Annotated in this window: 16 protein-coding genes and 12 tRNA genes; 25 read left to right on the forward strand and 3 right to left on the reverse strand. The window is 45.3% G+C overall.

The window, feature by feature from the left end; all coding sequences use genetic code 11:
- The first annotated feature begins 48 nt into the window (after positions 1-48).
- The 12 genes from ACFQ3J_RS21775 (at position 49) to ACFQ3J_RS21830 (ending at position 1,114) form a co-directional block, all read left to right on the forward strand.
- Positions 49-125, forward strand: a tRNA-Asp gene (locus ACFQ3J_RS21775).
- A gap of 23 nt (positions 126-148) precedes the next feature.
- A tRNA-Phe gene (locus ACFQ3J_RS21780) sits at positions 149-224 on the forward strand.
- Positions 225-239: 15 nt separating this feature from the next.
- Positions 240-315 (forward strand) — tRNA-Thr (locus ACFQ3J_RS21785).
- Between the two features lie 11 nt (positions 316-326).
- Positions 327-412: transfer RNA gene (locus ACFQ3J_RS21790), tRNA-Tyr, on the forward strand.
- Between the two features lie 7 nt (positions 413-419).
- Positions 420-493 (forward strand) — tRNA-Trp (locus tag ACFQ3J_RS21795).
- A gap of 20 nt (positions 494-513) precedes the next feature.
- A tRNA-His gene (locus tag ACFQ3J_RS21800) sits at positions 514-589 on the forward strand.
- An 11-nt stretch (positions 590-600) separates the two neighbouring features.
- Positions 601-675: transfer RNA gene (locus ACFQ3J_RS21805), tRNA-Gln, on the forward strand.
- 8 nt (positions 676-683) lie between these two features.
- Positions 684-758: transfer RNA gene (locus ACFQ3J_RS21810), tRNA-Gly, on the forward strand.
- A 6-nt stretch (positions 759-764) separates the two neighbouring features.
- A tRNA-Cys gene (locus tag ACFQ3J_RS21815) sits at positions 765-838 on the forward strand.
- A 9-nt stretch (positions 839-847) separates the two neighbouring features.
- Positions 848-933: transfer RNA gene (locus ACFQ3J_RS21820), tRNA-Leu, on the forward strand.
- A 13-nt stretch (positions 934-946) separates the two neighbouring features.
- Positions 947-1,020: transfer RNA gene (locus ACFQ3J_RS21825), tRNA-Arg, on the forward strand.
- A gap of 14 nt (positions 1,021-1,034) precedes the next feature.
- Positions 1,035-1,114: transfer RNA gene (locus ACFQ3J_RS21830), tRNA-Leu, on the forward strand.
- 182 nt (positions 1,115-1,296) lie between these two features.
- Here the strand turns inward: ACFQ3J_RS21830 and ACFQ3J_RS21835 are convergent.
- On the reverse strand, positions 1,297-3,282 hold the full coding sequence (locus ACFQ3J_RS21835) for a helix-turn-helix domain-containing protein (protein WP_251584088.1): 1,986 nt from the start codon (positions 3,280-3,282) through the stop codon (positions 1,297-1,299).
- Between the two features lie 396 nt (positions 3,283-3,678).
- On the opposite strand from ACFQ3J_RS21835, the gene ACFQ3J_RS21840 reads away from it, so the two are divergent.
- The 11 genes from ACFQ3J_RS21840 (at position 3,679) to ACFQ3J_RS21890 (ending at position 14,002) form a co-directional block, all read left to right on the forward strand.
- Complete coding sequence (locus ACFQ3J_RS21840; RefSeq protein ID WP_251584090.1) at positions 3,679-5,199, forward strand: extracellular solute-binding protein; 1,521 nt, start codon at positions 3,679-3,681, stop codon at positions 5,197-5,199.
- A 238-nt stretch (positions 5,200-5,437) separates the two neighbouring features.
- Complete coding sequence (locus ACFQ3J_RS21845; protein ID WP_251584092.1) at positions 5,438-6,976, forward strand: extracellular solute-binding protein; 1,539 nt, start codon at positions 5,438-5,440, stop codon at positions 6,974-6,976.
- Between the two features lie 115 nt (positions 6,977-7,091).
- Positions 7,092-8,039, forward strand: coding sequence for an ABC transporter permease (locus ACFQ3J_RS21850; RefSeq protein WP_251584093.1), 948 nt, complete (start codon positions 7,092-7,094; stop codon positions 8,037-8,039).
- A 22-nt stretch (positions 8,040-8,061) separates the two neighbouring features.
- Entirely contained in the window at positions 8,062-8,937 is an 876-nt protein-coding gene (locus ACFQ3J_RS21855; RefSeq protein ID WP_251584094.1) for a carbohydrate ABC transporter permease, read from the forward strand.
- 273 nt (positions 8,938-9,210) lie between these two features.
- Positions 9,211-9,534: a hypothetical protein gene (locus ACFQ3J_RS21860; protein ID WP_251584095.1), complete on the forward strand. Its 324-nt coding sequence runs from the start codon at positions 9,211-9,213 to the stop codon at positions 9,532-9,534.
- Between the two features lie 36 nt (positions 9,535-9,570).
- On the forward strand, positions 9,571-10,242 hold the full coding sequence (locus ACFQ3J_RS21865; protein ID WP_251584096.1) for a PspA/IM30 family protein: 672 nt from the start codon (positions 9,571-9,573) through the stop codon (positions 10,240-10,242).
- A gap of 4 nt (positions 10,243-10,246) precedes the next feature.
- Positions 10,247-10,705 carry a PspC domain-containing protein gene (locus ACFQ3J_RS21870; RefSeq protein WP_251584097.1) on the forward strand — a complete coding sequence of 153 codons (459 nt, stop codon included), beginning with the start codon at positions 10,247-10,249 and terminating at the stop codon, positions 10,703-10,705.
- Position 10,706: 1 nt separating this feature from the next.
- A complete protein-coding gene (locus ACFQ3J_RS21875) occupies positions 10,707-11,402 on the forward strand; it encodes a PspA/IM30 family protein (protein ID WP_251584098.1) in 696 nt (231 codons plus the stop codon).
- A 210-nt stretch (positions 11,403-11,612) separates the two neighbouring features.
- Positions 11,613-12,260, forward strand: coding sequence for a cell wall-active antibiotics response protein LiaF (gene liaF, locus ACFQ3J_RS21880; RefSeq protein WP_251584099.1), 648 nt, complete (start codon positions 11,613-11,615; stop codon positions 12,258-12,260).
- Positions 12,261-12,285: 25 nt separating this feature from the next.
- Positions 12,286-13,338: a sensor histidine kinase gene (locus ACFQ3J_RS21885; protein ID WP_091161242.1), complete on the forward strand. Its 1,053-nt coding sequence runs from the start codon at positions 12,286-12,288 to the stop codon at positions 13,336-13,338.
- Between the two features lie 19 nt (positions 13,339-13,357).
- Complete coding sequence (locus ACFQ3J_RS21890) at positions 13,358-14,002, forward strand: response regulator (protein WP_251584176.1); 645 nt, start codon at positions 13,358-13,360, stop codon at positions 14,000-14,002.
- Between the two features lie 102 nt (positions 14,003-14,104).
- Here ACFQ3J_RS21890 and ACFQ3J_RS21895 read toward each other — a convergent pair whose 3' ends face one another.
- On the reverse strand, positions 14,105-14,434 hold the full coding sequence (locus ACFQ3J_RS21895) for a hypothetical protein (protein ID WP_091161240.1): 330 nt from the start codon (positions 14,432-14,434) through the stop codon (positions 14,105-14,107).
- A 314-nt stretch (positions 14,435-14,748) separates the two neighbouring features.
- Between ACFQ3J_RS21895 and zwf the strand changes: the two genes are divergently transcribed.
- Together zwf and ACFQ3J_RS21905 are read left to right on the forward strand one after the other, a co-directional pair.
- Positions 14,749-16,305, forward strand: coding sequence for a glucose-6-phosphate dehydrogenase (zwf, locus tag ACFQ3J_RS21900; protein ID WP_251584100.1), 1,557 nt, complete (start codon positions 14,749-14,751; stop codon positions 16,303-16,305).
- 357 nt (positions 16,306-16,662) lie between these two features.
- Positions 16,663-18,243, forward strand: coding sequence for a peptide chain release factor 3 (locus ACFQ3J_RS21905; RefSeq protein ID WP_091161237.1), 1,581 nt, complete (start codon positions 16,663-16,665; stop codon positions 18,241-18,243).
- 107 nt (positions 18,244-18,350) lie between these two features.
- Here ACFQ3J_RS21905 and sspI read toward each other — a convergent pair whose 3' ends face one another.
- Positions 18,351-18,584, reverse strand: coding sequence for a small acid-soluble spore protein SspI (sspI, locus tag ACFQ3J_RS21910; protein WP_091161235.1), 234 nt, complete (start codon positions 18,582-18,584; stop codon positions 18,351-18,353).
- Positions 18,585-18,799: the final 215 nt, after the last annotated feature.

The raw sequence follows: 18,799 nt of genomic DNA on the forward strand, positions 1-18,799 counted from the left end.
AACCCGAAGGTCGCAGGTTCAAATCCTGCCCCCGCAATTGAATTACATGGAACTGTGGTGTAGAGGCCTAACATGCCTGCCTGTCACGCAGGAGATCGCGGGTTCGAATCCCGTCAGTTCCGCCATTTTAGTTATTATGTTATAATATGGCTCGGTAGCTCAGTCGGTAGAGCAGAGGACTGAAAATCCTCGTGTCGGCGGTTCGATTCCGTCCCGAGCCACCATTTACAACACCTTATGCCGGTGTAGCTCAACTGGTAGAGCAACTGACTTGTAATCAGTAGGTTGGGGGTTCAAGTCCTCTCGCCGGCACCACAGTTTCATATGGAGGATTAGCGAAGTGGCCAAACGCATCAGACTGTAAATCTGCTCCCGTAAGGGTTCGGTGGTTCGAATCCATCATCCTCCACCAGTTTCATAGGGGCATAGTTTAAAGGTAGAACAGCGGTCTCCAAAACCGTTAGTGTGGGTTCAATTCCTGCTGCCCCTGCCAATTACCTTATAATTTATATGGCGGTCGTGGCGAAGGGGTTAACGCACCGGATTGTGGCTCCGGCATTCGTGGGTTCAAGTCCCATCGATCGCCCCATTTATATTTATTGGGGATTAGCCAAGCGGTAAGGCAACGGACTTTGACTCCGTCACGCATAGGTTCGAATCCTATATCCCCAGCCAGTTTATACGCGGACGTGGCTCAGCGGTAGAGCATCGCCTTGCCAAGGCGAGGGTCGCGGGTTCGATTCCCGTCGTCCGCTCCATAATAAGGCGCCATAGCCAAGTGGTAAGGCACAGCTCTGCAAAAGCTTTATCCCCAGTTCGAATCTGGGTGGCGCCTCCATTTTTTTAAGCGGGAGTGGCGGAATCGGCAGACGCACAGGACTTAAAATCCTGCGGTAGGTGACTATCGTACCAGTTCAAGTCTGGTCTTCCGCATGTTAGACAATATGTGCCCTTAGCTCAGCTGGATAGAGCGTTTGACTACGAATCAAAAGGTCAGGAGTTCGAATCTCTTAGGGCACGCTTTAATTAAATAAGCCGGTGTGGCGGAATTGGCAGACGCGCGCGACTCAAAATCGTGAGGGAAACCGTGGGGGTTCGAGTCCCTTCACCGGCATACATAAGCGAGGAGTATTACTATTACAGTAATGCTCTTCGCTTTTTTGTGCTGCAATCATCCTTTCTATATGTAAGGAGTTCCGTCTACAAATAAGTGACTATAAATCAAGTTAAACCTTCAGGATATCCGGATATTGTGATTTTAAATAGTGACAGAATAGGAGGTGATTTCGCCTATTCTTAGATTGCTTTCCTGTCTTCTCGGTATTTTCCAGGTGTGACGCCCTCAATTTTTCGGAAAGAGCGGATGAAGTTTTGTGAATTGTTGTACCTCAGTTTGGTGGCGATGTCCTTAATGGATATATTCGACGTTGTAAGCCACTTTTTTGCCATATTAAATCGATAAATTGTCAGGTATTCGCTAAAAGAACAGCCGGTCTCTTTACGAAAAACGCTGCTAAGATAATTGGCATTGTAGTGAAGACGATGAGCACATTCCTCGAGCGTAAGATCGGTATCATAATAATTCTGTACAAGGTCGATGATCTTCTCGGAAATATGATGATACTGTGTATCCTGGCGGTTGCGAAATACACCCACAACTGGATGGATCAGCTGGAACCAGAACCAATTACGGATCTCATCAACGGTGTCCAGCTTCAGAATATCTTCAAAGACGGAGCGTTTCTCATGATAGATTTGATGAACACTAATTCCAGACTCCTGCATGATCAGCAGAAGATTATTAAGCAGCCGAGTAATCGGTATTTGATACTCATGGGGGAGCAGCTCAAGATCGAAGATACTGTCAAGCAGCTGCTCAAATATATCTCGAGCCTTTCGCTCATCTGCCAGCTTGATGGCCTCTACCAGCTCATTCTCCAGCTGTGCCGGATAAGACAGATTAACATAGTGCTTACCATCATTTAAATCCTGATACTGGATGACGATGCCTTTGCCAAGCTTAATACGATGTCTGAGTGCCTCCAGTCCCTCCCGATAAGCCATAGAAACGCCGTGAAAAGATTCCACAGGAAGACTAATTCCAATGCTCACTGCTAGGTCAAGCACCTCATCAATATGATATTGAACATCTTCCGTTAAAGAATAGAGATAAGCATTAAATACGGTATCATTCGTTTCTTCACCACCGACAAGTATGACGATGGTGTTGTCTATGATCACCGGGGTGAGACGGTCCTTCTGTGAGACAAGCTCCTCCAGCATATTTTGCACGGCAAACAAAAGCAGCTCTAGATCCTTCTTCTCATAACGTGTTTGTTCTGTAAAATCAATCTGAATGGTTAAGACAGCCATCGTGCGCCATTCGTTGAGTTGTTTACCATAACCATATTGCTCAAGCTTATGAAGAAGCTCATTTGATTTGAACTGGCCTGTGAATACTTTTGTTAAATAGAAGGCTCTAACCTGCTGGATATGCTGATGCAGCTCCTTCTCAAGCCGGGACTTCGACTGAAACAAGTCAGAGACCTCAGCCCCGATATGCTCAAATTCGTTACGTTCAGGTCTAAGCCCAAGTTCATTCAGCAATCTCCGGATGGGTGAATAAATGCGTCTTGATCCATGAAAGGCCATACCGACGGAAATAAGCAGCAGAGCCAGACACATCAGAAGTGTGTACGTTCCAATTTGTGAAGATTTTTGAGTTAGGCTCTGGATGGAGGTTGCAGACAAATAGGTCCAGTCATTCAGTTCAGAGCGGTAATAAGAAACGGCATAATCCTGGCCCGACAGTTCGGTTGTGAACTGCCCTGACGGTTGATCAAGCCTGCCTTCAGCTAAGAGTCGACTTTCAGATAGGGGCTTGCCGATCAGGTTCTGATCATAATGAAATAAGATACGTTCATTGGAATCCAGAATAATAATGTCCTCGGTCGATTCGCCGTCCTTTTGAATAAAGTCCTTAAGCTCACAGGAGGGGATATTAGCGATCGCAAGTCCGGATTTCTCCATTCCGGTGGCCGGGAGTTTTTTGACTAAGCTGATATTGTACTTGCAGTTGGCACCGTCCGCATTCTCTTCGCTGTAGAACCACTTCGTCGGCGTAAGAGTCCACATCGAGTTATCTTTCATATTTTTGAGGTCTTGAATCTCATTGGCTAGGGGGTAATCATCGAACCGGTAGAGACCTGAATTTTTGATCATCCAGTTTTGGTCGAAATTGATGAGTACAACGTCATCGAGCTTGGTTTCAAACGACTGCATGTTACGGACTTCTGTGCGGAGATCATTATACGTTTTGAAATCGGTTACAAAAAGAGGGCTATGAAGAGAATTTTTAAGTACACTAGAGCTTACTACTTGATTAAGTGTGTGATTGACAGTCACGAGCTTTTGTTCTAAATTGGAATTAATTTGCAAAATAAGCTGCATCTTACTGTTGTTGACGTTCCGCTGTATTTCCTGTGTAGAGGTAACGTAAGCGAATACACCAATGAAAATGACAGGAATCGTGCTCAACAGGAGTACGAAGATGGTTATTTTGCTTAAAAAGCTCAAAGCGTTCCAGCGCATGGACATCACCTGTCTCGATTAGTAATTGAGGCTTCTTTATTTGATTATGCCTATTAATGGAAAAATCGGCAAGGGGGATGAGCTGTTATGATGATTCTTTTTAAGCGAAAAGCATGGGGGCTACGCATAATTGCGGCCGGAACAGGTCTATTATCCATTATGATCGTTAGTGCCTGCAGCAATGGACCCCTTAATGCTGAACTTCGAATACCAGTGAAGGAGAAGCTTCCCGTATCGCTGATGGTTCCGCTTCATTTTCCTCATCCGCCGAGTGATGAAATCATGGATCGAATTGAGCAGCTAACACATACTGAGCTGGAGATCAATTGGGTCACAGACGGTATATACACAGATAAGCTTAATACGGCACTCACGACCAATTCAATGAAAAAAGTGACCTTTGTGAAGCATATCGATTATCCGTTTATCAAAAACGCCATACGAACGGATACATTCTGGGAGATCGGCCCGTATATCGAAGAGTTTCCCAATCTCAGATACCTTGATTCCGGTATACTTGAGCAGACGGCAGTGGATGGACGTATTTACGGATTGTACACAGAGAGACCCTCTTCAAGACAAGGCGTCATCATTCGAGAAGATTGGCTGGATCGGCTGGGACTCGAAACACCAAGAACATTGGACCAGCTGTACGAGGTTATGAGAGCGTTTACCTTTTTTGATCCGGACGGAAATGGAATGGATGATACGATAGGATTAGCAGATCGAAACGATTTGACTTATGGTGCCTTCAAGACACTGTCTTCTTATTTTGGAACACCAAATAACTGGCTGGTTAAAGGAAACACACTGATTCCTGAGTTTGAGACGCAGGCCTACATGGATACGATGAATTTTATGAAGAAGCTCGTTAAGGAAAAGCTGATCAACCAGGATTTTGCTGTCACTAGCAAAGATGTACAGAGAAATATGATCATTACGGGTAAGGCCGGCGTATATATTGGAAGCATGACAGATGTGCAGCGTTTGTATGATGAGACCAAGGTGCTGAATCCAGACGCAAGATTTACGCTCTCTAATCGGATTCAGGGACCGGCGGGATATAAAGTGTGGTCTATTCCGAATTATAACGGCGTTTTTTTATTTTCAAAGAAAGCCATTGAAACAGAGGAGGAGCTGAGGAAGATTCTTGGCTTTTTTGACAGAACGATGGATGAGGATGTGGCTAATTTAATGCGCTACGGTATTGAGGGCAAGCACTACACTGTACAAGATGGCAAGGTGCTTCTGGATGAAGAAACCTCTATACTGCGGGTTAACGAAGTAAATCCGTTATACACATTAATGATTGCCGATCTCGGCAACCCTAATGTGATGCCGATTGCGCAGCAGGAAGCTTTAACCGCATTAGCAGAGGAATTAAGTATGGATAATGAGAAATTCTTGGTACAGGACCCGACTCTCCATCTGGAGTCCGATACGTATGCCGAAAAAAATGTGGAGCTGGAAACATTGATATCCGATGCAACCTATCATTATATTTTGGGGAATCTTGATCAAGAAGGCTTCGCCCGCGAGATTGAGCGTTGGAAGCAACTGGGCGGAGAAGATATTATTCAAGAATACACTTCTGCTTACTTCAAATAAAATAAAAAATAAATGTAGGGACCGTCCAATGGTGATTCGCAGGAATCTCATTTGGGCGGTTTTTTTCGATCCTTGAGAGCCATAGCTCTAGCTCTGGATAACCATGATAATCATTTGATTAGGTGTCATAGGGGATAAGGCGATATGGTCAAATGATTGTATTCGACTCCTGTTCTCAGAATGTAATGTGAAGCATGTAAGCAAGTTATCCATCAATTTAATGGAGGTCATGACAAATATGAAAAAAAGAACATTCGCCATGCTTAGTCTAGTGACGTCTTTTAGTATGGTCCTATCTGCCTGCGGAGGCGAAGGAGAGAGCGCTACGGGTACTCCTAGTGATCCTGGGGTGGCACAAGGCGGGGAAGAAGCATCCAATCAACCAGCAGAGATTACGATCATGCTTCCTCTGAACACAGCGGAAACTCCACCTGACACGATTAAAAATGAAGTGGAGAAGCTGACAAATACGAAGCTGACGTATCAATTTTTTCCGGCGGACACTTATGAAGAGAAATTAAATACATCCTTTGCTACAGGTTCATTGCCGGATGTAACTTATTTAAAGAATCAAGCCACATTCATTCAGATGAAGGAAGCGATTCGTGACGGACAATTCTGGGAAATCGGGCCGTACTTAAGCGAGTTTGAAAATTTAAATAAACTAAAACCGCTCATTCTCGAAAACACAAAGGTGGATGGAAAGCTGTATTCCTTATACATCGGTCGGCCACTAGCAAGGCAGGGGCTCATCTATCGTAAGGATTGGGCAGATAAGCTGGGCATTGAGGCACCAACCAATGTTGATCAATTTTACAATATGTTGAAAGCGTTTAAGGAGCAGGATCCGGACGGAGATGGACAGGACAATACGATTGGACTGACAGACCGGAATGATTTGGTCTATGGCGCATTCAAGACCGTGGCTTCCTGGTACAAAGTTCCGAATAACTGGGGGGAGAAGGACGGACAGCTCCAGCCAGATTTCACATTCCCTGAGTATATGGAAACACTCGATTTCTTCAAGAAGCTTCACCAGGAAGGGCTGATCAATCAGGATTTTGCTGCCACGAGTAAAACTGACCAAGTTAACTTGTTCACGAGCGGCAAGGCAGGAGCTTATGTGGGGGCTATGTCTGATATTAACTCCCTGCACAAAGATCTGATCAAGAATGCGCCAGAGGCTGTGCTGGATGTAGAGAGCATGATTGCTGGACCGACTGGTGAAGCGGCAACCTGGGCTATTCCTGGATATAACAATGTCATTCTGTTCCCAACTTCCGCGATTAAGGATGAAGCAGAGCTAAAGCAGGTGCTAGCTTTCTTTGACAAGATGATGACTCCTGAAGTCACCAATTTGATGTACTGGGGGCAGGAGGGCGTACATTATACCGTTGAGGACGGTAAGGCAAAAGCATCAGAGGATCAGGAAAAAACAGAACGTGAAGTTAAGGGGTACAAAGACAGTGTCATCGGGGAACCAGAAACGAATGGAATGTATGAGGGTTATCATGATCTGCCGGGCAGAATCCATGCAGAAGAGCTGACCGTGGCGAATGAGGAAATTGCCGTTCATGATCCTACTGCTGCACTTGACTCTGAGACGTATACGAACAAAGGCGTTGAGCTGCAAACGATTATCACGGATGCGACTTACAAGTATATCTATGGAACCTTAGACCAAGCAGGATTTGAAGCTGCCGTAGAGCAGTGGAAGCAGCAAGGCGGGGAGCAAATTATCCAAGAATTCAATGAGGCGTACGCGGCCAAGCAGTAAATGGGAGTCAGCCCTACAGCGATAAGCGTTTAAGTAACACAGAAAACATCCGAATGATGTTATATCCAGATGATCTAGTGCCGCCGGACACACCGGATAGAAAGGAAAGAGAGCTATGCAGGAAATCGCCGTTCCATCTGCAACAGCGCGTAAAAAGGAGAGCAGGCTGCGTAAAAGAATTTGGAAAAATAAATGGATTTACGTCATGCTGCTCCCAGGAATTCTCTATTTTCTTATATTTAAATATTTGCCGATGTATGGACTTATCATTTCATTTCAAGACTATAAGCCGTTCAAGGGGATACTCGGCAGTGAATGGGTAGGGTTTGAGCACTTTGCCCGTTTGTTCAACGAACCGGATTTTCTAAACATACTCACGAACACACTCATCTTGTTCGGGTTAAATCTGCTCTTCTATTTTCCAGTACCCATTATTCTTGCCCTTATGCTGAACGAGGTGCGGAACTCCTTCTTTAAGAAGACATTCCAAACACTCGTTTATCTGCCCCATTTCATGTCCTGGGTCATAATCGTGTCAATTGGCTATGTCATGCTGACGATGGACGGCGGAATTGTTAATGAGCTGCTCGTATATTTTGGCTTCGAAAAAATCAATTTTCTGCTCAGCACAGAGTGGTTCAGGCCAACGTATATCATTCAGGTTATCTGGCGTGAAGCAGGCTGGGGAACGATCGTTTACCTCGCTGCAATTGCCTCTGTCGATCCTCAGCTATATGAAGCAGCGAGAATGGACGGAGCAAATCGGCTTCGTCAAATATGGCATATCACGCTTCCAGCCATTCGCAGTGTCATCATTATTCTGCTCATTCTGAAGATCGGCGATGTGCTTGAGCTTGGCTTTGAGCATGTATATCTCCTGCTGAACTCCATGAATCGGGAGGTTGCAGAGATTATTGACACTTATGTCTACACAGCTGCGATGAAGCAAGGACAATTCAGCTATAGTACAGCGATCGGCTTTTTTAAATCCTTTGTCGGATTAGTTCTTGTGATGATCGCCAATAAGCTGGCCAAAAAAATGGGTGAAGAGGGCGTTTACTAATCTCGTCGGGAGGAGAGAGAAAATGGTTGAAGACAGAACGCTGGGCGGTAAAATGTTCTCGTGTGTAAATTTTATTCTGCTTGCCGTCATTGCACTGGTTACTGTATTGCCATTTGTGCATGTGGTCGCTGGTTCATTCACGACGAGTGCTGAAATGGCAGCCAAGAAGTTTGTGCTCATCCCGACAGATTGGAGTCTGGATGCCTACACGTTTATTTTTTCAACAAATACCATCTTTCGAGCGATGCTCGTATCAATCGGAGTTACTGTTATCGGAACGTTGTTCAGTATGCTGATTACATCACTGATGGCATATGGACTTTCGAGACGGGATTTGGATGGCCGCAAAGTCATCATGTTTATGGTCGTCTTTACGATGCTGTTCAGCGGGGGGATGATCCCTACGTTTCTCGTCGTGAAGGAGCTTGGTTTAATTGATACTTATGCAGCTCTGGTCTTGCCAAGCGCCATCAGTGCCTTTAATATGATCATTCTTAAGAATTTCTTTCAGAACATTCCGGAGGGTTTGGAGGAATCAGCGAAGATCGACGGTTCGAACGATTTTGGAATCCTGTTCCGTATCGTGCTCCCGTTGTCCATGCCGGCTATTGCGACCATTTCACTCTTCTATGCGGTTACGTATTGGAATACCTATATGAGCGCCATCCTCTACTTAAATGAAAGTAAAATGTGGCCGATTCAGGTGTTACTGCGTCAAATCGTAGTGCTCGCAAGTGGCATGGACTACAGCTCAGAGCTGGATTCCTCGGTTCCTCCGCCCGATCAGGCCGTGAAGATGGCGGTGATTGTGGTAGCGACACTACCTATCCTGCTGGTCTATCCATTCTTGCAGAAGCATTTCGCAAAAGGCGCTATGCTGGGCTCGATTAAGGGCTGAGCCAACTGAACAGGATTTCATTATCAAATTCCGCTCCTCTTCACAAGAGGGGCGGTTTTGTATTGTATTCATGCTTACGATGATGCATTTACATATATGGTCTTGGCTTATCCCCGACCTGAGTCTAGGTTAAAAAACCGTCCCCGGTCCGTTTTGAAAAGAAGGGAATTCTCCTAAAATAAAGTCATAAGGAACACGAAGTAAAAACAAGAAACAAAACATGAAGCAAATCGTAAAGAAGTAATACAAACCAGAAGGCGGTGATAACAACATATGAGATACAGTAAAGGTAAGAGCTTAGCTATCATCCTGATCGTTGTGGGTGCCTTGATGCTATTCGGGGGATTTCTTCCCTTCCTTGGGGCATTAACTAGAGAAATTATGGGTTATCTGGTTCCAATCGCGATGATCGCTCTAGGATACTACGGTGTCAAGCGAGGCAACACATTAATTGGTTACATTATTCTTGTCATTGGTGTGCTGGTTCTGATCAGCAAGCTGGCATGGTTAATTGGACCCCTCATTGCAATTGGGTTGATCGTATTTGGTATTTACATGCTCAAAGACAAAAGCAATCACAAAAGCAAACGTTACTAATCAATTGAACAGATGGAAAGGGAGGTCAGATTAAGAATGGGCGTATTTCGTCGAATGCGGGATATAACCGCAGCCACAATTAATGAACATTTGGAACAAAGTCAAGATCCGGTCAAGCTGATCGATCAATTTTTGATGGATACACGAAATGAGATTGGTGAGGTTGAGAAGCTTCACCAGCAATATTCCAGACATACCAGACAATTAAAGCAGCAGGTAGATGAGGCCTCAGCAATGATTGCCAAGAGAGAAGAGCAAGCTCTGCTGGCTCTCAAAGCAGAGGAAGATCATCTGGCGAAGCTCGCACTGCAGGAAAAAATGCTCTACGAGGAAAAGTACAAACAATATATTGGATTGTACGACCAGAGCAGAGACGCATTGACAGAGCTTGAGGGACAGCTTGACAATCTCAAGACTGAATATCAATCGGTATACAGCAAGCGTCAGTATTACTATGCGAGAATGCAGACGATACAGCTGCAGCAGCGAATGAATGAACGTTCTGGCCAATATGGCGGAAGACATGTTCCGGGAATGTTCAATCGTCTCGAGGACCGGGTGTCGGATCTTGAGTACGAAGCAAGAAGTCTTCGGGATCTGCGCCGCGGCGAGCAGACAAGAGAAACCAGCCAGTATTCCGTCTCTGATCTGTTGGAACGAGAGATGGCGAAGCTGAAGAAGAAGCTGGAGAACGGAGGAAAGGAGTAATTAGATGAGTAAATTATATCGATCAAGACGCGATAAGATGGTAACAGGGCTGCTCGGCGGGCTATCCGAAACACTCGGTATAGACTCTACACTAGCAAGACTAATATTCGTAGTCAGCATCTTTTTTACAGGCGGCGTAATGATCTTCCTCTATTTCATTGCTGCGCTTGTCGTACCCAAGGAATATATACCACCTTATGACCCTTACGGCCCCGGCCCAGGTCCAGGTGCAGCCGGATATTATGGAAAAGGCGGCGAATATGCGAACCAAGGCGGGTTTGCCTCCTATAAAGAACCGCAGAGAGACCGATTCAGCAGCAATCGTTATCAGAGTTCAAACGGTTTTGAGCCAAAGCAGGATGATCTCGACTCCATGATGGGAGACATTGAGAAAAAAGCATTAAAGAAAGAAGTAGAAGAGCTGCGCCAAAAACTATCGAAGTATGAGAAGGGAGATTTATAAAATGGGAGTATTTAAAAGAATTAAGGATATGACAAAAGCATCGGTAAATGAAGTTCTGGACAAAGTAGAAGATCCAATTGTAATGCTGAACCAATATATTCGTGATATGGAAGCAGAAATTCGTGAGGCAGAAGTCACTGTTGCGAAACAAATGGCGAATGAGCGCCGTATGAAGCATCGTTTGGAAGAAGCAGAACGTCTTGGTGGACAGCGTGAATCACAGGCTGAGTCAGCACTTGTAAACGGACAGGAAGAAGTCGCACGCAAGCTGCTTGAAGAGAAGATCTACTATGATCAAAAGGTAGAGGAATACAAGAACTTCCATGTGGAAGCAGAGACTCAAGCAAAAGAGCTTGTGCAGCAGCTTCATGACATGAAGGATGAGTTCTACAAAATGCGTAACAAACGCAATGAGCTTGTATCCCGTGCACAAATGGCCAAAGCCAAAAAACAAATGAACCAAATCAACAGTGTCCACACGATCGAAAGCGGCAATGCATCTCTTGGATTCCATCGTATGGAAGAGAAAATTATGCAGCTTGAAGCAGAAGCAGACGTAATGCGTGCTCCATACCGAAGCAGCAACACGAATAATCCGGTAGAAACGGAGAAACAATTCAAAGTAAACGAGCAGTTGGAAGCACTGAAGAGCAAGCTGAACGGTAAAGCCTCTTCTGAAGAAGCATCAAAAGAATAAGCTATTCAAGTTAGCATGAAGTTATGATAGAATCAAGCAGTAGGTTTGACTAGGGTGAATAGAGCCATACGGGAGCGATATTGTTCCGTATGGCCTTTTTTAAGATAATAGACCCGGTTCAATTACAGCAATGCGATATTCAAATTACATAATCAGCCGGATTGACCAGCTCAAGGTTCGGTTGAAAATTGACATGAGGGGGTGCGACAGATGAGTAACAGAAAGCAGTTTTTTGCAATACTGGCGATAGGGATCGGACTGCTGATGCTGCTTGGGGATTTTATCAGCTTCTTTACGATTGTCGCACTTCTCTTATTAATCTATGGTTACTTTAAATTCCAATCGGGCAATGCAAAAAAAGGACGCACTTATCTGGGAGTCGGTGCTGCCATTCTCATTCTTGACAATTTAATATTTGTCGTAGGTGTAACCCTTATTTCACTCGGTGTGTTCTATTGGAAGGGGCGAAAAGTCCAGCCGAGAGAGGGATACATCATCAATCAAAATTTTATGTCCAATTTTGCTTGGGATGAGGAGCCTTGGATGCTTCGGAACACATCGATCTGGCATGTCATCGGTGAAGTGGATGCCGACTTATCGCTGGCCATTCCGGAGACGAAGGAAACCGTTGTTTATTTGCAGGGAGTGATGGGAGATATTGATTTATCGATCCCAGAGGATTATGGTGTAGAAATCGAGGCATTTATACTACTAGGCAAGCAGCAGTTCGGAAATGATCAAAAAGGTGGAGCGATGAATCGGCTTGTATATCGAACGCCGGGTTATGAGAACAGTGAATATAAAGCGAAGTTTGTCATTTCCTATTTAATTGGCGACCTTAACGTACGATTAACGTAATACTCAACAGGAGGGAGGACTCCCTGTGCAATCCAATAAAACAAAAAATATGGTTACGCGTAGTATGGGACAGGGCATATTGCTTGCACTGCTGCTGGGTCTGATCACCTTTTATATATTTTACTCCTATGGATACTTGATGCCGTTTGATGAGTGGGATCATTGGTTTCAGGCCGGAGCCACCCTTGTATTACTGTTAATTGGACTCGGTGCGATTTATGGATTCTTCCAAATGTATAGAACCAAAGTGCAGCTAGAGAGACTGCGGGAAACATTGCTGCAGTGGGAGAAGGGGAGTGTAACGAGGGCCGTACCGGAGCTTGGATATGACGAAGTCGGCAGAATTGGAGAGCAGCTGGGCCGGATCAGCAAGAAGTGGGAAGAGCAGGTCAGCTCGCTTCAACGACTCTCCACCCATAATGCTCAGCTGGCTGAACAAGCAAGAGTGTCTGCCATTGTAGAGGAAAGACAGCGTTTAGCCAGAGAGCTGCATGATGCGGTATCCCAGCAGCTGTTCGCTATATCCATGACAGCTACAGCGGTAGGGCGTACACTTGAGAAGGATTTTGACAGGGCCCAGCGTCAGGTGGCATTGATCGAGGAAATGGCCTCTGTTGCCCAATCCGAGATGAGGGCTTTGCTGCTGCATTTGCGTCCCGTATATCTGGAAGGCAAGCATCTGGAGCAAGGACTCAGGGAGCTTGTGAGAGAGCTTCAGTCCAAAGTGCCTATGGAAATTCTGTTTGAGATGGATGAAGGAATACAGCTAGTTAAAGGGATAGAAAACCATCTATTCCGTATTATTCAGGAAGCCATGTCCAACGCCCTCCGGCATTCCAAGGCGGAAAAAATCGAGATTCGAATCCAACGCAAAGATAAAGCAATACGGGTCATTATCCGGGATGACGGCGAAGGCTTTGAATTGGATGACAAGAAGCAGGCTTCGTATGGGTTGTCCAACATGCAGGAGCGTGTAAATGAGATTGGCGGCTCGATCGTATGGATTACGGCTCCGGGCAAAGGAACCCGAATCGAAATAACGGTGCCGGTCATGGAGGAAGAAAGCGAGGGAGCATAGTATTATGGAAGATGAAAGTATGGAAGTTGCCATTAAGGTTCTGCTGGTTGATGACCATGAAATGGTGCGGATTGGACTGGCGGCTGTACTGGATACAGAGGATGGGATCGAGGTTGTCGGTGAAGCAGGGAGCGGAGAGGAAGGCATTCGTCTTGCTCAGGAGTACCATCCTGATGTCGTACTGATGGATCTGGTTATGGAAGGAATGGATGGGATCGAAACGACCAAGCAGGTGTTAAAAATGCAGCCGGAATGCAAAGTTATCGTACTTACCAGCTATCTGGATGATGAGAAGATGTATCCCGTCATCGAAGCTGGAGCATTTAGCTACTTACTTAAAACTTCACGCGCTTCCGAGATTGCGGATGCGATTCGCGCTGCTGCCCGTGGTCAGTCTGTTCTTGAGTCTCAGGTAGCCTCCAAGATGATGAATCGCTTCCGCCAGCCGCAAGAGCAGGCCAAGGCGCATGAAGCCCTCACCGAACGTGAGATGGATGTACTAAGACTGCTCGCACAAGGCAAATCGAATCAGGATATTGCGGACACGCTGATTATCGGTATTAAAACTGTAAAGTTTCATGTGACGAACATTCTCGCAAAGCTGGGGGTGGATGATCGTACGCAAGCTGCAATCTATGCTTATAAGAATGGCCTGGCTGAATAAGAATGAACGATTCCCAAAATTCAAATAAACGGTGCGTAACAATGTAAGGCCCCGAGACTCTGTATAGAAGAGCCGGGGCTTTTTATTACTTGTATAGAAGGGTTAGATGAGGAAGAGTAAAGCGAGGAACGAGAGACCAAGAGCCCAATCGTAGCCATAGCCGTAAGGATAGAAGGCTTTAACTACGGCCTGCTTCTTTAATTTCTTCTTTTTTTTCTTCGGCTGCTCGGCTTGTTTGCTCTCGAGCACACTCGATTTGTAAGCACGGCAGGATCTATATTTGCCTTTGCGTTCATCGGTTAGAAAAATATGGGTTTCATTACAGCCGTGCAGTCTGCCTACAAACCGTCTGCCATCTTTCATGACAGCACAGACCATTTTTCCGCAATGCTGGCTTATGTTTTCCGGGGATAACGGACGTACAGGATACATATAATTCACCTCAATCGTAAATATAGTATTAGAGAGAATGAACTTAAAGCAGGTGCGAAGGAGTCTCCATTCTGTCTAACTTATAAGTATTCTCATAAAGTTGAACAGGTATAGACCTTTAACCAAGCCCTGTATGATAGATGAGCAATTATTTCAGAAGCTGGTTATAAGAATAAGCAGATACCTATAATAGGAGGAGATGAGGATTTCAAGACATAGCTTCGCAAGCTCAGCTATGCTAAAATGTCAGCAGCATCCAGAGGAACGGCGTATTTATTCTAAATAAAAACTATTCGATAGGGAAAGAAGGAGCCATGGCGAACAATCAAAAGGTCGAGACAATGCAGGCGTCGAGTGCGGTATTTTTCATTTTTGGAGCTACGGGCGATCTTGCCCGGCGCAAGTTGTTTCCAGCGATCTACAGTCTTTACAGGGAAGGTAAGCTGTCCGATCACTTTGCAGTGATCGGTCTGGCAAGAAGTCAGCGCACACGTGAGCAGTTCAGAGAAGATGTACTGTCCTCGATAGAGGAGTTTTGCCGCTATAAGCCATGCGATGGGAAGCATGAGGAGTGGGCTGAATTTGTACGGCATTTTGAATATAAAACTTTAGATATTAATCATATCGATGGGTTTCGTGAGCTGAATGCCTTCACAGAGGAGGTGGAAAATGAATTTTCCACTCCCGGCAATCGTCTGTTTTACTTGGCGCTGGCTCCTGAGTTGTTTGGAAGGGTGTCTTCCCATCTTACAGAAGGCGGGCTGCTGGAAAGTGCAGGCTGGCACAGATTAGTCATTGAGAAGCCTTTTGGCTATGATTTGGGCTCGGCGAAGCAGCTGAATGAGCAAATTCGTGAAGTGTTCCGTGAGGAAGAGATTTACCGGATTGATCATTACTTGGGCAAAGAGATGGTACAGAACATAGAAGTGATCCGTTTCGGCAATGCTTTTTTTGAGCCGTTATGGAACAACAAGCATATCTCCAATATACAAATTACGCTGGGTGAGACGGTCGGAGTTGAAGAACGCGGAGGATACTATGACCAGGCCGGCGCCCTACGTGATATGGGACAGAACCATATGCTGCAGATGCTTACGATGATTGCCATGGAGCCGCCAAGCCGGCTTGTACCAGAAGATATCCGGGATGAGAAGGTGAAGGTGCTTCGCTCCTTACGGGCGTTCGCTTCAAGTGAGGATGTGAGCGCCAATGTCGTTCGCGGCCAATATACAGAAGGTGATGTGAAGGGTATACATCTGCCCGGTTATCGCCAGGAGGATAAAGTAGATCCCGATTCCAATACAGAAACGTATTTTGCAGCGAGAGTATTTGTGGATAACTTCCGGTGGGCAGGTGTGCCCTTCTATATTCGTACAGGTAAGCGACTGCCCGTGAAGACGACAGAAGTGGTTGTGGAGTTCAAATCCATGCCGAATAATGTGTATCTTGGCCAAAAATATAAGCTTGAGCCTAACCTTCTGGTCATTCGTGTAAATCCTATGGAGGGTATTTACATCAAGATCAATGCCAAGAAGCCAGGCACAGATTCTGAGATTGAGCCGCTGGCGATGGATTTTTGCCAGAGCTGTATGATTGGAATTAACTCCCCGGAAGCTTATGAACGGCTAATTCATGATGCGGCAGAAGGAGACTCAACCTATTTTACAAGATGGGATGAAGTTGCAACGGCATGGTCCTTCGTAGATCGTATTGCAGCCGTATGGCAAGAACAGCCGGAGAGTCTGGCATATTATCCTGCAGGCAGCTGGGGGCCGTCTGCAGCGCATAACCTGCTGGAGCAAGACGGGCATCACTGGTGGCCGGTCAACGGACAGGATGAAGACAACGTCATCTGGATTAAGAACAAATAAGGATAAATAAACGAATGGAATAGTGACATTAATGATACAAAGCAGAGACCTCTCAATAATCCCGGGGACTCTGCTTTTTTAGGTGATGTAAAATATACAGGTAAAAATAAATAACAAATGTGGTACAATAGGAGAGTTGAGCCATTTAGACGAATAGGCTCTATGGTAAGATAACGACAGAGAGTAGGTGACACCCTTGTGAGTCCATTGCAGCAAATGGTAATACAGGTTTCAATAGCGGGATGGTTCACAATGTGCTGTTCGAAATATAATCTGTTTTGAGTGAATTATAGGAATACTATATATTTTAAAATATAAAGTTTGATGAATACATGAGTATGAGAGGGATTAATGAATATGAGCAAAACCACGAATATTTTGCAGGAGGAGGTCGACAAACGCAGGACGTTTGCGATCATCTCTCACCCGGATGCCGGGAAGACGACGCTTACTGAGAAACTGCTGTTATTTGGAGGTGCAATTCGCCTTGCAGGTACAGTAAAGGCTCGGAAGGCAAGCAAGCATGCGACAAGTGACTGGATGGAGATTGAGAAGCAGCGGGGGATTTCTGTAACATCCTCTGTAATGCAGTTTGATTATTTGGATCATCGTATCAATATTCTAGATACACCGGGTCACCAGGACTTCAGTGAGGATACTTATCGTACACTTACTGCAGCAGATAGTGCGGTCATGCTGATTGACGTGGCGAAGGGTGTCGAAGCACAGACGATTAAATTGTTCCAGGTATGTGCGAAGCGTGGAATACCGATTTTTACATTTATCAACAAGCTGGACCGTGAAGGGCAAAGCCCATTTGACTTGATGGAGGAGCTGGAGCGTGTTCTTGGTATTCGTTCGGTACCGATGAACTGGCCAATTGGTATGGGCCGGGATCTCTGTGGTGTATATGACCGGATGAAAAATCAGGTAGAGCTGTTCCAAGGCGACGATCACTCCAAGATTAAGGTGCAAAAAGTGGATAGCTATGAGGATCCGGTGATTCGTGAGATGGCCGGTGAATTTTTGCATGATCAATTAAAGCAGGAGCTTGAGCTTCTGGATGTAGCGGGTGATCCGTTTGATCTGGAGAAGGTGCTGAAGGGAGAGCTTACACCTGTATTTTTCGGCAGTGCGGTCAATAACTTTGGTGTTCAAACCTTCCTTGAGAACTTCCTGGAGCTGGCGCCGAAGCCAGAATCGCGCAAAAGTACGGAAGGCGTGGTTGAACCGACGAATGAGAAATTCAGCGGATATGTCTTCAAGATTCAGGCGAATATGAATCCGGCACACCGTGACCGTGTTGCATTCCTGAGAATTGTTTCGGGTAAATTTGAACGAGGCATGAGTGTTAAGCATGTTCGGGTAGGTAAGGAGATTAAGCTCTCTCAGCCGCAGCAGTTTCTGGCTCAGGATCGTGACATCGTACAAGAGGCCTATCCAGGCGATATTATTGGTCTATTTGATCCGGGGATTTTCCGAATTGGAGATTCCTTAAGCCAAGGCGGTGAAGTCGTCTTTGACGAGCTTCCGACATTCTCACCAGAGATTTTCTCGAAGGTAACAGCCAAGAACGCCTTGAAGCATAAGCAGTATCAGAAAGGCATTGATCAGCTGACAGAGGAAGGGACGATTCAAGTATTCCGTACAGCGAGCTTTGACGAGACGATTCTTGGAGTCGTCGGACAGCTTCAATTTGAAGTGTTCGAGCATCGCATGAAAGCAGAGTACGGTGTTGAAGTACAGCTGCAGCGCATGCCCTATCAATTTGCCCGCTGGATTGTTGACGACAAGATCGATCCAAGCAAATTCCGGATTAACTCGACCCTTGTTAAAGATAAAAAGGACAATTACGTTGTCCTCTTTGAAAATGAATATGCGATGAGAACAGCAATTGAGAAGAACCCGACTGCTAAATTCCTGGAGACTGCACCGTAAGGCTGGTACGAAATAAAGGAATTAGCATCATATACCAAAGAAATCCCTCCGTCCGGAAAAGGACGGGGGATTTTTTTTGCAGTTCCAAGGCTATGGATAGATCGTTCCTAGGTTAAAGGAACTGGCTTGACTGTCTTCAGATGTTCTTGCAGTACCTGAATCAGTTCATCCTGCTTCCCTTTCGGCAAATCCTTCCATATCATTTCAAACAGGGTTCCGAGACCCGGCAGAGCTGCTTCAGGTCCATCAACCGATCCCTCAATCATCTCTCTGATATCCTTGTCCGGCTTGCCATGTACCTTGTGAACAATCGCTTGGCGTAAATCCAGTACGATAGACATGTGTTTGTCCCTCCAACTGTAGTCTTTTCCTGCATGTATACTGTACCCTGAGACGAGCGTATAAATTCAAGTTTTCCATTCATTGTGCTATACTACTTAGGATGAATTAGTTGACAGCATTTATAATAATGAAGAATCCGAATCAATTTCACACCTTTTTAATGAGTTACGAAATTGATTCATCTATAGAATGATTTTCTTATACCTAAGATGAT

Origin of the sequence: Paenibacillus provencensis, from assembly GCF_042678545.1 — a bacterium.
GTDB lineage: Bacteria > Bacillota > Bacilli > Paenibacillales > Paenibacillaceae > Paenibacillus > Paenibacillus provencensis.

Excerpts from the sequence above, each read along its gene's own strand:
- ACFQ3J_RS21865 (WP_251584096.1), top strand. The coding sequence starts at position 9,571 with ATGGGCGTATTTCGTCGAATGCGGGATATAACCGCAGCCACAATTAAT.
- zwf (WP_251584100.1), top strand. The coding sequence starts at position 14,749 with ATGGCGAACAATCAAAAGGTCGAGACAATGCAGGCGTCGAGTGCGGTA.
- ACFQ3J_RS21850 (WP_251584093.1), top strand. The coding sequence starts at position 7,092 with ATGCAGGAAATCGCCGTTCCATCTGCAACAGCGCGTAAAAAGGAGAGC.
- ACFQ3J_RS21840 (WP_251584090.1), top strand. The coding sequence starts at position 3,679 with ATGATGATTCTTTTTAAGCGAAAAGCATGGGGGCTACGCATAATTGCG.
- ACFQ3J_RS21890 (WP_251584176.1), top strand. The coding sequence starts at position 13,358 with ATGGAAGTTGCCATTAAGGTTCTGCTGGTTGATGACCATGAAATGGTG.
- liaF (WP_251584099.1), top strand. The coding sequence starts at position 11,613 with ATGAGTAACAGAAAGCAGTTTTTTGCAATACTGGCGATAGGGATCGGA.
- sspI (WP_091161235.1), bottom strand. The coding sequence starts at position 18,584 with ATGTCTATCGTACTGGATTTACGCCAAGCGATTGTTCACAAGGTACAT.
- ACFQ3J_RS21845 (WP_251584092.1), top strand. The coding sequence starts at position 5,438 with ATGAAAAAAAGAACATTCGCCATGCTTAGTCTAGTGACGTCTTTTAGT.
- ACFQ3J_RS21855 (WP_251584094.1), top strand. The coding sequence starts at position 8,062 with ATGGTTGAAGACAGAACGCTGGGCGGTAAAATGTTCTCGTGTGTAAAT.
- ACFQ3J_RS21835 (WP_251584088.1), bottom strand. The coding sequence starts at position 3,282 with ATGCAGTCGTTTGAAACCAAGCTCGATGACGTTGTACTCATCAATTTC.
- ACFQ3J_RS21875 (WP_251584098.1), top strand. The coding sequence starts at position 10,707 with ATGGGAGTATTTAAAAGAATTAAGGATATGACAAAAGCATCGGTAAAT.
- ACFQ3J_RS21905 (WP_091161237.1), top strand. The coding sequence starts at position 16,663 with ATGAGCAAAACCACGAATATTTTGCAGGAGGAGGTCGACAAACGCAGG.
- ACFQ3J_RS21895 (WP_091161240.1), bottom strand. The coding sequence starts at position 14,434 with ATGTATCCTGTACGTCCGTTATCCCCGGAAAACATAAGCCAGCATTGC.
- ACFQ3J_RS21870 (WP_251584097.1), top strand. The coding sequence starts at position 10,247 with ATGAGTAAATTATATCGATCAAGACGCGATAAGATGGTAACAGGGCTG.
- ACFQ3J_RS21860 (WP_251584095.1), top strand. The coding sequence starts at position 9,211 with ATGAGATACAGTAAAGGTAAGAGCTTAGCTATCATCCTGATCGTTGTG.